Origin of the sequence: Rhodococcus sp. MEB064 (assembly GCF_000834565.1) — a bacterium.
Classification (GTDB): domain Bacteria; phylum Actinomycetota; class Actinomycetes; order Mycobacteriales; family Mycobacteriaceae; genus Rhodococcoides.
Map to the genome: position 1 here is coordinate 65509 of NZ_JXQS01000008.1, position 13734 is coordinate 79242.

Annotated in this window: 12 protein-coding genes; 5 read left to right on the top strand and 7 right to left on the bottom strand. The window is 67.5% G+C overall.

The features are described from left to right. Positions 1 to 4 precede the first annotated feature (4 nt). Positions 5 to 1027 (top strand): inner membrane protein YhjD, encoded by a 1023-nt coding sequence (gene yhjD / locus RU01_RS03575; protein ID WP_042573134.1) that lies wholly within the window; start codon positions 5 to 7, stop codon positions 1025 to 1027. Positions 1028 to 1045: 18 nt separating this feature from the next. On the opposite strand, the gene RU01_RS03580 is transcribed toward yhjD, so the two are convergent. From RU01_RS03580 to iolC, 5 genes are read right to left on the bottom strand one after another with little or no spacing between them, the layout of a single operon-like run. After that, on the bottom strand, positions 1046 to 2434 hold the full coding sequence (locus RU01_RS03580) for a D-alanyl-D-alanine carboxypeptidase family protein (protein ID WP_042573135.1): 1389 nt from the start codon (positions 2432 to 2434) through the stop codon (positions 1046 to 1048). Positions 2435 to 2466: 32 nt separating this feature from the next. After that, positions 2467 to 4419 (bottom strand): 3D-(3,5/4)-trihydroxycyclohexane-1,2-dione acylhydrolase (decyclizing), encoded by a 1953-nt coding sequence (gene iolD / locus RU01_RS03585; protein WP_042573136.1) that lies wholly within the window; start codon positions 4417 to 4419, stop codon positions 2467 to 2469. 2 nt (positions 4420 to 4421) lie between these two features. After that, positions 4422 to 5294, bottom strand: coding sequence for a 5-deoxy-glucuronate isomerase (iolB, locus tag RU01_RS03590; RefSeq protein ID WP_042573137.1), 873 nt, complete (start codon positions 5292 to 5294; stop codon positions 4422 to 4424). Continuing rightward, positions 5291 to 6196 carry a Cgl0159 family (beta/alpha)8-fold protein gene (locus RU01_RS03595; RefSeq protein WP_042573138.1) on the bottom strand — a complete coding sequence of 302 codons (906 nt, stop codon included), beginning with the start codon at positions 6194 to 6196 and terminating at the stop codon, positions 5291 to 5293. The genes iolB and RU01_RS03595 overlap by 4 nt, the downstream gene beginning before the upstream one ends. Further along, positions 6189 to 7205 carry a 5-dehydro-2-deoxygluconokinase gene (gene iolC / locus RU01_RS03600; RefSeq protein WP_042573139.1) on the bottom strand — a complete coding sequence of 339 codons (1017 nt, stop codon included), beginning with the start codon at positions 7203 to 7205 and terminating at the stop codon, positions 6189 to 6191. The genes RU01_RS03595 and iolC overlap by 8 nt, the downstream gene beginning before the upstream one ends. Before the next feature lie 176 nt (positions 7206 to 7381). Here iolC and RU01_RS03605 point away from each other — a divergent pair, with 176 nt between their 5' ends. Next, positions 7382 to 8119 (top strand): GntR family transcriptional regulator, encoded by a 738-nt coding sequence (locus RU01_RS03605; protein ID WP_235579452.1) that lies wholly within the window; start codon positions 7382 to 7384, stop codon positions 8117 to 8119. A 29-nt stretch (positions 8120 to 8148) separates the two neighbouring features. Here RU01_RS03605 and RU01_RS03610 read toward each other — a convergent pair whose 3' ends face one another. Continuing rightward, the gene (locus tag RU01_RS03610; protein ID WP_052493110.1) at positions 8149 to 9147 is read right to left on the bottom strand and encodes an ABC transporter substrate-binding protein; all 999 of its coding nucleotides are present in this window, start codon (positions 9145 to 9147) and stop codon (positions 8149 to 8151) included. Positions 9148 to 9230: 83 nt separating this feature from the next. Next, the gene (locus tag RU01_RS03615; protein WP_042573141.1) at positions 9231 to 10250 is read right to left on the bottom strand and encodes a LacI family DNA-binding transcriptional regulator; all 1020 of its coding nucleotides are present in this window, start codon (positions 10248 to 10250) and stop codon (positions 9231 to 9233) included. A gap of 183 nt (positions 10251 to 10433) precedes the next feature. Here RU01_RS03615 and RU01_RS03620 point away from each other — a divergent pair, with 183 nt between their 5' ends. From RU01_RS03620 to RU01_RS03630, 3 genes are all read left to right on the top strand, one after another. Then, positions 10434 to 11609, top strand: coding sequence for a Gfo/Idh/MocA family protein (locus RU01_RS03620; RefSeq protein WP_042573360.1), 1176 nt, complete (start codon positions 10434 to 10436; stop codon positions 11607 to 11609). Positions 11610 to 11782: 173 nt separating this feature from the next. Beyond that, on the top strand, positions 11783 to 12841 hold the full coding sequence (locus RU01_RS03625) for an ABC transporter permease (protein WP_042573142.1): 1059 nt from the start codon (positions 11783 to 11785) through the stop codon (positions 12839 to 12841). 8 nt (positions 12842 to 12849) lie between these two features. Next, entirely contained in the window at positions 12850 to 13665 is an 816-nt protein-coding gene (locus tag RU01_RS03630; protein ID WP_042573143.1) for an ATP-binding cassette domain-containing protein, read from the top strand. Positions 13666 to 13734 lie beyond the last annotated feature (69 nt).

Genomic DNA, 13734 nt, shown 5'->3' on the forward strand with positions numbered 1-13734 from the left:
CGCCATGCCGGACTTCGCAGCGATCATCGAACGACGCCGGCGTGAATGGCCCTGGTTCGACCATCTCGCCCGAGCGGGATCGGTCTACCAGAACCAGAAGGGCGACTACTACGCAGCCGGCATCACCTATTTCAGTGTGCTGGCCCTGTTCCCCTTGCTGATGGTGGCGTTCGCGATCATCGGGTTCGTGCTGGCATCGAGACCTGAACTGTTGACGGAGCTGCAGACGCAGATCTCCGAGAACGTGCCCGGCAGCTTCGGCACCACGATCAACGAACTGGTCGAGACGGCGATCGAGTCGCGCGCCAGTGTCGGTGTCATCGGACTGCTCGGCGCGCTCTATGCGGGACTGGGATGGACGGCCAATCTGCGGGAAGCGCTCACCGCGATGTGGGAGACCCCGCACGAGGCGGGCAGCTTCCTGTCGACCAAGGTCAAGGACTTCGGCGCGCTCGTCGGCCTCGGACTGGCCCTGGTGATCTCCCTCGGACTCTCCGCGTTGGCCAGCGGATCCATCCTGCCGACGCTGCTGCGCTACGTCGGACTCGACGGTATTCCGGGTGTCGGTGTCGCCGTACAGATCGTCTCGTTCGTCCTGGCCATCGCGGCGACCTGGGCATTGTTCGTCTGGGTCATCGCCCGCCTTCCCCGAGAACCCGTCACCGTGCGCAGCGCGGCGCGTGCTGCGCTGATGGCCGCCGTCGTCTTCGAGATCTTCAAGCAGGTCGGCGCCGTCTACCTCGAGAGCGTGACGTCCGGTCCGGCCGGTGCGACCTTCGGTCCCATCATCGGCATCCTGGTGTTCGCGTTCACCACCTCGCGCTTCCTGCTCTTCTCCACCGCCTGGGCTGCGACGGCGACGGAGAACCTGGCGCTCGCGTCGACACCGGTGCCGGACAGCGCCGTGATCGCCCCGCAGGTCATCGTTCGTGAGGGTGTGTCGCCGGCGGGTGCAGCGGCGCTCGTCGGCGCCGGCGTCGTCACCCTGCTGGGCATCGGTGGGTGGCGGGACCGCCGCAGGCGCTGACCGGAGAACGGTGTCCGGTCAGGTGCGTCGCGTGAGCCGCCGCGCCCACAGCACCAGGCCGACGACGACGATCAGACCGAGCGCACCCACGCCGACTCGGATGGCGGTGTCGTTGTCGTCGGTCACTCCCGGGTAGGCGCCGCCCCGCGCATCCGTCGACAGCCGATTCGTGGGCGCAGCGGCGGTCGTCGGGGTGCGTGTCGTCTCGTCGTCGGTCGCCGCGTCGGTGTCGCCGGGGGACACCAACGTGCCGACGCCGGTCGAGACGGGTTGCGCGAAGCCGTAATCGAGTAAGCGCGCTGCCTGTTCCCACGGTCTGATCGGGAGGACGTCGGCGTTCATCAGCGAGACGGCGAGTCGGCGTCCGCCACGCTCGGCCGCCCCGACGAAGGTCTGGCGTGCGTCGTCTGTGTAGCCGTTCTTGCCGCCGAGGGCATCCGGGTAGTTGAACAGCAGGGCATTGTCACTCGCCAACACGAAACCCGGCCGGTCCTCGTTGAGTTCGAGATCGGGATTCACGGGCACACCGGGTTCGTCCGGCCGGGACGGATTGTCCGGCTTCGACGAGTCCTTCGGGTACCCGGGGAACGGCACTGACTCCGTGGCAACCAGTTCCGCGAAGACCGGATTGTCCATCGCTGCACGGAAGATCAACGCCAGGTCGTACGGCGAGCACGCCATGCCGGGTCCGTCGAGGCCCGAGGGCGAGGCGGTGCGCGTGTCGGTGGCGCCGAGGTCGCGCGCCTTCGCGTTCATCTTGTCGACAGCCCGGTCCAGACCGCCCAACTGCACCGCAATGGCATGCGCCGCATCGTTTCCCGACGCCATGACGAGTCCCTGCAGGAGTTGCCGCACGCTGTAGACGCCGCCCTTGCCGATGCCGACGGCACTGCCCTCGGCCTGCGCGTCGTCCTCGGTGGCCGTGACGGTGCGATCGAGGTCGAGTTCGTCGAGAGCGACGAGCGCGAGCAGAACCTTTATGGTCGAGGCGGGGCGATACCGACCGTGGGGGTCCTTGGCGGCGATCACGGTGCCGGTATCGAGATCGGTCAGAACCCATCCCGCAGCGGAGATGTCGGCGGGAAGCGGGGGTGCTGCATCCGCGGTGATCACCCCGCACGCCGCGAGTTCGTCGCCACCGACGGCCCGATCGGGCACCGGGACCGGCGCGGGATCGGCGTCGCCGGGCAGCGGCACTTCGGACGCGTCGATGGCCGGCGGGGGCACGTCACGGTGCGGACATGCGTCCGTGTCGGGCGTGCGGAACGGTGTCGACGTCGGTGTCGCCGGAGGCTGAGCCCCGGCGACACCCGACACACCCAGCGGCAGACCTGCAAGGACCGCCACTGCAGCGATGGTGACTGCGGACCGCCGTACTCGCGGGTGGCGCCGGTGTGAGGTGTTCATCACCGCTCACCCTACGAGGTGGCTCCCGATGATCAGTCGCCCGACGGTCGCAGGTACGGCCGCTGGATCTTCTTCCACGCCGCATAGGTCTCGTACGCGTCCTGCGTGCTCTGCAACGTCGACGTGGAGCTGACGGGCACGTCCCACCACGACTCGCTGTCCGGTGCGGGAATCAGCGGGTCGGTCTCGACGTGGATGACCGTGCAATGGTCCGCCGCCTTGGCCACCTTGACGGCGTCGGCGAACTCACCCGCGGTGTTCACACGGATGACGTCCGCGCCGAGACTCTGAGCGTTGGCCGCGAGATCGACGGGCAGGACGCCGCCGTCGAGTCGACCCGACTCGGACCGGTAGCGGTACGCCGTACCGAACCTCTGCGAGCCGAGCTGTTCGGACAGCGAGCCGATCGAGGCGAATCCGTGGTTCTGCACGAGCACGAGGATGACCTTGACGCCCTCCTGCACGGCGGTCACCAGTTCGGTGGCCATCATCAGGTAGCTGCCGTCTCCGACCATGACGAACACGTCCCGGTCGGGTGCGGCCATCTTGACGCCGATACCGCCGGCGACCTCGTAACCCATGCAGGAGAACCCGTACTCGACGTGGTAGCCCTTGGCATCGCGAGTACGCCAGAGCTTGTGCAGATCTCCGGGCATGGAACCGGCGGCGCACACGACGATGTCGCGGGGATCCGACAGCGAGTTGGTCAGCCCGATGACCTGGTTCTGGTTCATCCCGACGTTGTCGTCGTCGACGGCGTACACCGAGGACACCGTGCGTTCCCACTCGGCGGCGAGTTCGGTGACACGAGCGCGGTAGTCGGCGCTCACCTCGTGGCCGGCCAACGCTTCGGACAGAGCGTCGAGTGCCTCACGGGCGTCGGCGACGACGGACAGACCGCCCTGCTTGACCGAGTCGATGGACGCCACGTTGATGTTGACGAACTTCACGTCCGGATTGGTGAACGCGGTGCGGGACGCACTGGTGAAATCGCTGTAGCGCGTACCGATCCCGATGACCACGTCGGCGTCGGTCGCCAGCGCGTTGGCTGCTGTCGTTCCGGTGGACCCGATGGCACCGACGGACTGGGGGTGGTCGTAGACGAGGGAGCCCTTGCCGGCCTGACTCTGGCCGACGGGGATTCCGGTCTGCGCCGCGAACGACGCGAGGGCGTCCGTGGCGCCGGAGTAGATGACGCCGCCACCGGCGACGATCAGCGGAGCCTTGGCCGAGCGGATGATCTCGGCGGCGCGGGCGACGACGGACCGCTCGGGCAGCGGACGGGCGACGTGCCACGTGCGCGGTGCGAAGAACGACTCCGGCCAGTCGTGTGCCTCGGCCTGGACATCCTGCGGGACAGCGACGGTCGCAGCGCCGGTCTCCACGGGATCGGTCAGAACGCGCATGGCGCCGAGCAGTGCGGCGGGCAACTGCTCCGCACGCCACACCCGATCGAAGTACCGCGAGAGCGGCTTGAAGGCATCGTTGACCGTCACGTCGCCGCTGGAGGGGAGCTCGAGTTCCTGCAGCACGGGGGAGGAGGCGCGCGTGGCGAAGGTGTCGGCAGGGAGCAGCAGGACGGGCAACCGGTTGATAGTCGCCAGAGCCGCGCCGGTCAGCATGTTCGTCGAGCCGGGCCCGACGCTCGCGCTGACGGCCCAGGTCTGCAGGCGGTCCTTCTGACGGGCGAAGCCGACAGCGCTGTGCACCATCGCCTGTTCGTTGCGACCCAACACGTACGGCAGTTCGGGCTCGGTTCCGGCCTCGACCGCGTCGATCTCGGCCTGCAGCAACGCCTGTCCGAGACCGGCGACGTTGCCGTGGCCGAAGATGCCGAAGCATCCGGCGAAGAACTTGGTCCGCTCACCGTCGCGTTCGACGTACTGGTTCGCGAGGAACTTCACGATCGCCTGCGACACCGTGAGGTGCACGGTGGGCTCGGCATTCTCGGTCTTGCTCTGTGACATCGGTGCGGTGGACACCATCGTCATGCTCCTTTTCGGTGCGCTGTGTCGAGCGGGAGGCGCGGATCGATGTCCTGCCCCTCCCATGTGCTGCGGATCCAGGTGTGGTCCGGATCGTCGACGATCTTCCAGGCGCGTTCGCTGCCCGGTCCGGCCATGACGTTCAGGTAGTACATGTGGTAGCCGGGCGCCGCGACGGACGGCCCGTGATACCCGTGCGGGACGAGGACGACGTCACCCGTGCGCACCTCTTCGAGCACCTCGATGGGACGCTCCGGGGTGCCGTACACGCGGTGGTAGCCGAAACCCTCGGAACCGTCTCTGCCGCGGTCGATCTCGAAGTAGTAGATCTCTTCGAGCGCCGACTCGGTCTCGGTCTCCTCGTCGTGCTTGTGGCCGGGGTAGGAGGACCAGTTGCCGCCCGGGGTGATGACCTCGCACGCGATCAGCGAGTCGGCCTCGAAGGTGTCGGCGGTGCCGAAGTTGTGCACCTGCCGGCTGCAGTTCCCGGCGCCGCGCAACTCGACGCTGACGTCGGCCGCGGGGACGTACCGGAACGGCAGAGTCTTCGTCGCCCGCGCTCCGCACAGAGCGAAACGGCCACCGCTCTCGCTGCGCAGCGTGTAGCTGCTGTCGCGTCCGACGTAGACGAAGTCCGACGGCCCGTCGAACACCGATGCGCGTCCGGCCAGTGCGGCGTCGTCCGTGCCGCACGTGACGGTCGCGGATCCCTGGAGTGGGACCACCATGATCTCGTCGTCGTCGGAGGTGAGGTCGACGGACTCGCCGGGTGCGAGAAGCACTGTGCGCAAGCTGGACTCGGTCCATCCCGCGCTCTCCGGAGTGACGGTGACTCCGGCACCGGGAACCGCGGGAATGTAGAACTCGCTGTTCACTTGTCGGCTCCGCCCCGCACCATCTCGACTGCGGTGGCCACTGCGGTGGCGACGTCACCGTCGGCCGGGTACAGCAGCGTGCGGCCCACGATGAGTCCGCGCACAGCCGGAATCTTCAGTGCTCGTGCCCAGCTGGCGAAGGTCTCGTCCGGTGCGGTCTGAGGATCTCCGCCGAGAAGAAGCGTCGGCAACGTGGTGGCGTCCATGACGCGTTCCATCTCGTCGACGACGGGAAGCTTCATCCACGTGTACGCGGAGGTGGATCCGAGGCCCTGGGCGATGTGGATCGACTTGATGACCGCGTCCGCGCGGAGATCGTTGACCACCTTGCCGTCGCGACGCGACGACAGGAACGGCTCGACCATGGCCATGAGGCCCTCGGCGGCCAGCTCGTCGATCGCCTGAGCGCACGCGGTCATGGTGCCCAGCGTGCCGGGATCGTCGAGGTCGATTCGCGTGAGCATCTTCGCGCCGTTCATCCGTGCCTTCGCGGTGGACGCAGCCGTCGCGCCCGTCATGCGGTCGTCGAGTTCGAAGGAGGCGCCGGCCAGGCCGCCGCGGTTCATCGACGAGATGACCACCTTGTCGTCGAGGGCTCCGAGCAGCACCAGGTCGTCCAGGATCTCGGACGTGGCGAGGACGCCGTCGACACCCGGATCGGCGAGCGCGGTCCGCAGTCGGTCGAGCAGTTCGGTACGGGAGTTCATCGCGGTGGGGTTGGACCCGACCGACAGGGCGCCGCGTGCCGGGTGATCGGCGGCGACGATCATCAGGCGACCGTCGCCGCGGACGGTGTCGCGCGTGACGCGGTTCGCCCAGGCGCGATCGATCGCGCCGGGGTCGTGCGCGCGGATCTCGGTGACGTCGGCGTAGGTAGCGGCAGCGGTGAGGGTGTCAGACATGTGCGTCCTCGATGTCGGTGGTGAGGGCAGCCTCGGCGAGTGCGGACACTTCGTCGGCGGTGGGCATGGCCGTGGAGCATTCGAGGCGCGAAGCCACGATCGCGCCGGCAGCGTTGGCGTGGCGCAGGATCTTCTCGAGCGGCCACCCCGACAGCAGGCCGTGGCAGAGGGATCCGCCGAAACTGTCGCCGGCTCCGAGTCCGTTGACCACGTCGACGAAGTTCGGCGGCACTTCCACGCGCTCGGTCCGGGTCTTGCCCAGGACGCCCTTGGGCCCCTGCTTGACCACGGCGAGTTCGACGCCGAGATCGAGCAGTGCATCCGCGGCGCGGTCCGGATCGGTCTCGCCGACGGCGATCTCGCACTCCTCGCGGTTACCGACGGCGACGGTGACATGACCGAGTGCGCGCTGTACCTGCTCGGTCGCGGCGGCGGGGCTCTGCCAGAACATCGGTCGGTAGTCGAGGTCGAGGATCGTCAGGGGTGCGCGTCCTCGCGCCTCCCAGGCGGCGAAATGGGCGCTGCGACTGGGTTCTTCGGACAATCCGGTGACCGTCGACCAGTACAGCGAGGCGGCGCGGACGGCGTCGAGGTCGATGTCCTGAGCTCGCACCTGCAGATCCGGCGCCGTGGGCTTGCGGTAGAAGTACAGAGGGAAGTCGTCCGGGGGGAAGATCTCGCAGAACGTCACGGGGGTCGCGTACTCGTCGTTCTGCACGACGTAGCGGTTGTCGACACCCAGCCGGGCCAGCTCGTTGCGGACGAAGCGTCCGAAGGGGTCGTTGCCGGCGCCGGAGATGAGGGCGCTGCGGCGTCCGAGCCGCGCGGCGGCGACCGTGACGTTGGCGGCGCTGCCGCCGAGGAACTTGCCGAACGTGTCGACGTGTTCGAGACCGACGCCGACCTGGAGGGGGTAGATGTCGACGCCGCTGCGGCCGATGGCCAGCACGTCGAAGCGGGCGTCACCGGGTGACTCGGTGCGGTGCGGTGAGGTCAAGGTCGGCTCCATCGAGACTGAGGGCGGGTGCGTGAACCACTGTGCTCCGCACCACACCGCGATGTCAATAGTTTGTCCTGACATTCTAACTTGACGTCATATTGCGCCCCGTCACCTACACTCGTTTCTCGGGCAGCCGCCCCCCATGAACGATGACGCCCGACAACGATCGCGATCGGAGCTGGTACGTGAGTCAGCCACTCGCCGTGGAGCTCGACAGGTCGAGTCCCGTTCCCCTCTACTACCAACTCGCGCAGGCAATCGAGGGTGCAATTCTCGGGGGCACCCTCGCTCCGGGCGATCGGTTCGAGAACGAGTTGGCTCTGGCCAAGCGCCTCAACCTGTCACGACCGACGACGCGGCGCGCCATCCAGGAACTGGTGGACAAGGGACTCCTGGTCCGCAAGAGGGGCGTCGGCACGCAGGTGGTGCAGAGTCCGGTGCATCGCCCGGTCGAGCTCACCAGCCTCTTCGACGACCTGGCGCGCGCCGGTCAGGATCCCAGTACCAGGCTGCTCGAGTACTCGGTGGGACTGCCGACCGAGGATGTCGCTCGTGAGCTGAACATCGTGCCGGACTGCGAAGTCGTGACGGTGCGCCGTCTGCGATTGACGAAGGGCGAGCCGCTGGCCCTGATGGTGAACTACATGCCCGTCGACGTGGCGCCCGAGCCGGTCGAGCTCGAGGCGCACGGTCTCTACCAGTCCTTGCGGACCAAGGGCGTGCACATCAGGCTCGCACGCCAGCGCATCGGGGCGAAGGCAGCCGATCGCGACGAGGCGCACCTCCTGGACGAGAAGCCGAAGGCGCCGCTGCTCACCATGCACCGCACCGCGTTCGACGACTCCGGCAAGGTGGTCGAGTACGGCTCGCACGTCTACCGGGCGTCGCGGTACTACTTCGACACGACGCTCGTCGACCGCTGACCGGAACGCGGCCCTGCCCATCGCCACACTCAGGATGCGATCGACTCCAGCATCGGTCGGATCTTCCCGAGTGCGTACGTCAGCGACGACGGCGACGGGGTGTTGAGTGCGACGATGGTCGCGTAGTCCGTGATCAGCATGCCGCCCGAGCGCACCGAGGGCAGGTCCGACCAGCCGGGAAGCGTTTCGAGTTCCGCAGCGGTACCGCCGTTCACGAGGATGATCACCAGGTCGGAGTTCAGGACGTCGACGCGTTCGGGCCCGACGACGAGCCGGTTACCGGCCGTGGCCGGGAGTTCGATGGGCGGCAGCGTCATCCCCAGCTTCTGATAGAACGCCGCGGCGCCGTCGTCGGGATCAGCGACCACGACGAGCTGCTGGGTGGCCGGAATGTACTGTGACAGCAGCGCGGTCTTCCCGCCCAGTCCGGGCAGTTCGGCGGTGGCCTCGGCGAGGGCGGTCTCCGTCCCCGCGATCACCGTGTCGGCGTCGTCCTCGCGACCCAGCGCCGTGCCCAGAGCGCGCGTTAACGCGTCGTACGGCGAGACCGTGTCGCCGATGACGGGAATGGTCGGGGCCAGCGCGGTCAACTGGTCGTACAGGGTGGGTGTCGATGCCGCGAAGTCGGCGAGGATGAGATCCGGTGCGTACGAAGCGATTTCCTCGATGGGGAGGGTGCCCTCGACGGGGACGGGGATGAGCGGTACGTCCGCCGCCAGCTCGGTCTGCCAGGGGTAGCGGCCGTCCGCTGCCCCGGTCGTGTCCGAGGCGAAGGCCACCGGCTGGATTCCCAGGGACAGTGCCGCGTCCGCGGCGGGCGCCGTGAGGGTGACGATGCGCGGGTCGGGCCCGAGCTCGGCACGATCGATCGAGGTGGAGCCGAGCGCGTGTTCGATGGTCACGGTGCCCGTCGGGGTGTCGCCGTCGGGCGCCGCGTCCGATAACTGATCACTGCTGCACCCGGCCGCCGAGAGGAGTGTCAGGACGGCGACGGCCGAGGCGAGTCGTCGTGATGTCGTGCTGCGCATGCGGTAACCCCTGCTGCTCGTGGTGCCTCCGGAGACCACGGAGGTAGGGGTACCCTAAGTCGTCGGGCAGCAGGTGTGGGGAGCTACGTTCCGGCGGGTGGCGCCGTGCTCCCGCGCACCTGCAGGCTCGGTGCGATCAGGTCCACCGTGCCCGATGCGTCGGGGCGCGCGATGCGGTCGATCACCGCGGCGGCAGCCCGGCGACCGACGGCGGAGCTGGCGTTGTCCACGGACGTCAACGACACGTGGCGCAGTTGCGCGATGGAGGTGTTGTCGTAGCCGACGACCGAGATGTCCTGCGGCACGGCCAGTCCCGCCTCCTGGCAGGCTGTCATGACGCCGACGGCGGCGATGTCGTTGACGGCGTAGACGGCTGTCGGTCGAGGTGATCGGGAGAGCAGTCTGGTCGCGGCCTCGTACCCACCGTCCTCGGTGAGGTCGCACGTCTCGACCAGGCCGTCGGTATCGAGGCCGAGGGACGCCATGGTGGAGCGATAGCTCGCCGCGCGTAGCGCTGCGACGACACCGAACGAGCCGGCAACGTGGGCGATAAGGCGGTGACCGAGGTCTGCCAGATGGCGGACCGCAAGCTCCGAGCCCGCCGTGTCGTCGTTCGCCACCACGTCCGCACGGGGAAGTTCGAGGTCTCGGCTGGCCACGATCACCGTCGGCATCGAGGTCGCCGCACCGGCGACCAGAGGAGTGGGCTCACGAGTGCCGACCAGGACCAGCGCGTCGAGGCGCAGCTCCGTGAATTTGCGGACGACGGTGTCGTCGCCGCTGCGATCCGCGCGTCCGTCACCGAGCATCATCGTCAGTCCGTGGCTCTCGAGGACCGGGGCCATTCCTTCCAGGCAATCGACGAACCACGGGTTCCGCAGGTCGTTGATCAGGACGCCGACGATGTCCGTGCGCTGCCGAGACAGGCTGCGGGCGGACAGGTTCGGTCTGTAGCCCAGGGCGTCGATCGACGCGAGGACGGCGGCGCGCTTGTCGTCGCTGACATTGGGGGAGTCGTGCAGCACCAGGGACACCAGTGACTTGGAGACCCCTGCGTGCTCCGCCACGGTGCGAATGGTGGGGAGCCGATCCGATGTCGACATCGCACTCTCCGTTCTCGCCGGGCTCCTGCAGTGGACCGTGCCCGATTGGACCGTGCCAAACGCAGCCTAGCTGCACAGTCGCGTCGAGCGGAAGACCGTTGACAGCGGCTCCGCATGAGGGGCACACTGCGGATCGACTTCCTTTTGGAACGGTCCAATCCCTCTCACGCCTGGAGCGCACTCATGTCCGACGCCCTGTCGAATTCCCGTCCCACCGCTATCGGAGTTGCCGTCATCGGGTTCGGCTGGATGGGCCGTGTCCATACCCAGGCCTACAGCCGGGTCCGGCATCACTACCCGTCCCTGCGGCCCCTGCCCGTTCTGGCCACGGTGGCCGACGAGGTGCCCGGTCGAGCCGAGGAGGCAGCGGCGCAGTTCGGGTTCGCGTCCTCGACGACGTCGTGGCGTGACGTTCTCTCGGACCCGTCCGTCGGCGCCGTGTCGGTGACGTCGCCGAACTTCCTGCACCGGGACATGGGTGTAGCGGTGGCGGAGTCGGGGAAGCATCTCTGGATCGAGAAGCCCGTCGGGCTGTCCGCCGACGATGCGCGCGCCGTGGCGATCGCTGCGGAGAAGGCGGGCGTGCAGACGGCGGTGGGCTTCAACTACCGCAATGCGCCGGCGGTGGAGCAGGCTCGCGCCATCATCGCGTCCGGTGAGATCGGCGAGATCACGCATGCCCGCTTCCGGTTCTTCAGCGACTACGCAGCACATCCGGACGGCGCCCTGAGCTGGCGTTTCGAGCGCGAACGTGGGGGCAGCGGAGTGCTGGGGGATCTGGCATCCCACGGGGCGGACCTGGTCTGGTACCTCCTCGGCGACATCGCCTCCCTGGTCGCGGACACGGCCGTGTTCATCCCGCAGCGGTCCAAGCCCACCGGCGCCACCAGCGGCCACACCCGGTCGAGCGGTGGCGAGAAGGGTGCGGTGGAGAACGAGGACTTCGTGTCGGCGCAGCTGCGGATGGCGTCGGGTGCGCGGTGCGTTCTCGAGGCCAGTCGTGTGTCGGTCGGTGAGCAGAACTCCTACGGCTTCGAGATCCACGGAACGCGCGGCGCGCTGTCCTGGGATTTCCGGCGGATGGGCGAGCTGGTGCTGAGCACCGGATCGCTCTTCCAGGATCAGCCGATGTCGACCGTGTTCGTGGGTCCGGATGCCGGCGAATACGGCGCGTTCCAGCCCGGATCCGCCTCGGCGATGGGCTACGACGACCTGAAGGTCGTGGAAGCGGCACGGTTCTTGCAGTCGATCGCGGAGAATCGTCCCGTGGGCGCCACGGTGCGGGACGCGGTACGCAGCTCGGAGATACTGGACGCCATGACCGAGTCGGTGGCGGCGGGGCGCTGGGTGACACCGTGACCCGGGCCCATATGTCACCCCTGCAGTCCTAATGTCCGAACAAAGTATTGACTTATGGCTGTGATGCGTATTACATCGTCATGACACGGCGATGTTCCGCCACGGCCCTGCTTCTCGGCCGGGACGTCACACGGTCGTCAGCGCAGAGAATCCACCGTCAGGTAAGGAAGTCCATGTCCACACAGGCAGATCTCGATCTCGCCACGCACACCGTCGTGACCGACGAGCGCGTGAAGAAGCAGAAGCCGTTCCAGCGGCTGTTGGTACGCCCGGAGATCGGTGCGCTGTTCGGCGCCATCATCATCTTCGTGTTCTTCGCGATCGTCGCGCCGCCGTTCCGCAGCCCCGAAGCTCTGGCGACGGTGCTCTACGCATCCTCGACCATCGGCATCATGGCCTGCGGCGTCTCGGTGCTCATGATCGGCGGCGAGTTCGACCTGTCGACCGGTGTGGCGGTGACGTTCTCGTCCATCGCGGCATCGATGCTCGCCTACAACCTGCACCTCAACGTCTGGATCGGATCGCTGCTGGCGCTGGTCCTCGCGCTGGGCGTGGGCTTCCTCAACGGGTATCTGGTGATGAAGACCAAGATCCCGTCCTTCCTGATCACCCTGTCGTCGTTCCTGATGCTCACCGGAATCAACCTCGCGGTGACCAAGCTGGTCACCGGACAGGTCGCCACGCAGTCGATCTCCGACATGGCCGGCTTCGAGTCCGCCAAGAAGGTCTTCGCCTCCTCGTTCTCCATCTTCGGTGTCTCGGTCCGCATCACCGTCGTGTGGTGGCTGCTGTTCACCCTTCTCACCACGTTCGTGCTGATGAAGACGCGCATCGGTAACTGGGTCTTCGCCGTGGGCGGCAACCAGGACTCGGCGCGGGCCATCGGCGTACCGGTGACGAAGGTCAAGATCGGCATGTTCATGTTCGTCGGTTTCTGCGCCTGGTTCGTCGGCATGCACCTGCTCTTCGCCTTCAACACCGTGCAGTCCGGACAGGGCGTCGGCAACGAGTTCCTCTACATCATCGCCGCGGTCATCGGCGGATGCTTGCTCACCGGAGGGTTCGGTACCGCGATCGGCGCCGCCATCGGAGCGTTCATCTTCGGTATGACCAACCAGGGCATCGTCTACGCGGGCTGGAACCCGGACTGGTTCAAGTTCTTCCTCGGTGCGATGCTGCTCTTCGCCGTCATCGCCAACAACAGCTTCCGTTCCTACGCTGCGAAAAGGTGACACCTGACATGAGTGCAACCATCGAGACCCCCGTCGAGTCCGACAACAGCGGCGGCAAGACCCCTCTGATCGAACTGAAGAACGTCGGCAAGAGCTACGGAAACATCATCGCGCTCGGCGGCATCAACCTCCGCGTCGGCGCCGGTGAGGTGACGGGCGTGCTCGGCGACAACGGCGCCGGCAAGTCCACGCTCATCAAGATCATGGCCGGGCTGCACCAGCAGACCGAGGGCGAGCTCCTCGTCGACGGGAAAGCCGTCAAGTTCGGCTCGCCCAAGGACGCCTTGGACAAGGGCATCGCCACGGTCTATCAGGACCTCGCCGTCGTGTCGCTGATGCCGGTGTGGCGCAACTTCTTCCTCGGCCAGGAGCTGCGGAAGAAGGGCGTCCTCAAGACCCTCGACGCGGCCGCCATGCGGGCCACGACGAAGGAAGAGCTGCACAAGATGGGCATCGACCTGCCCGACGTCGACGCCCCCATCGGGTCGCTGTCCGGTGGTCAGCGTCAGTGTGTGGCCATCGCCCGCGCCATCTTCTTCGGCGCCCGCGTCCTGATCCTCGACGAGCCGACCGCCGCGCTGGGCGTCAAGCAGTCCGGCATGGTGCTGCGCTACATCTCGGCAGCCAAGGAGCAGGGCTTCGGCGTCGTGTTCATCACGCACAACCCGCACCACGCGTACATGGTGGGTGACCACTTCGTCCTCCTCAACCGCGGCCGTCAGAAGCTCGACTGCTCGTACGACGAGATCAGCCTCGACGACCTGACCAAGGAGATGGCCGGCGGCGACGAGCTCGAGACGCTCACGCACGAACTGCGTCGCTGACACCTGCGCTCACGGGCCCCGCACCTCCTCGAGGTGCGGGGCCCGTGTCGTCTCTGCACACAACCCGTG

Bases quoted from the DNA above. Each gene is read 5' to 3' on its own strand.
- yhjD (WP_042573134.1), top strand. From the start codon at position 5: ATGCCGGACTTCGCAGCGATCATCGAACGACGCCGGCGTGAATGGCCC.
- RU01_RS03580 (WP_042573135.1), bottom strand. From the start codon at position 2,434: ATGAACACCTCACACCGGCGCCACCCGCGAGTACGGCGGTCCGCAGTC.
- iolD (WP_042573136.1), bottom strand. From the start codon at position 4,419: ATGGTGTCCACCGCACCGATGTCACAGAGCAAGACCGAGAATGCCGAG.
- RU01_RS03595 (WP_042573138.1), bottom strand. From the start codon at position 6,196: ATGTCTGACACCCTCACCGCTGCCGCTACCTACGCCGACGTCACCGAG.
- iolC (WP_042573139.1), bottom strand. From the start codon at position 7,205: ATGGAGCCGACCTTGACCTCACCGCACCGCACCGAGTCACCCGGTGAC.
- RU01_RS03610 (WP_052493110.1), bottom strand. From the start codon at position 9,147: ATGCGCAGCACGACATCACGACGACTCGCCTCGGCCGTCGCCGTCCTG.
- RU01_RS03615 (WP_042573141.1), bottom strand. From the start codon at position 10,250: ATGTCGACATCGGATCGGCTCCCCACCATTCGCACCGTGGCGGAGCAC.
- RU01_RS03620 (WP_042573360.1), top strand. From the start codon at position 10,434: ATGTCCGACGCCCTGTCGAATTCCCGTCCCACCGCTATCGGAGTTGCC.
- RU01_RS03625 (WP_042573142.1), top strand. From the start codon at position 11,783: ATGTCCACACAGGCAGATCTCGATCTCGCCACGCACACCGTCGTGACC.
- RU01_RS03630 (WP_042573143.1), top strand. From the start codon at position 12,850: ATGAGTGCAACCATCGAGACCCCCGTCGAGTCCGACAACAGCGGCGGC.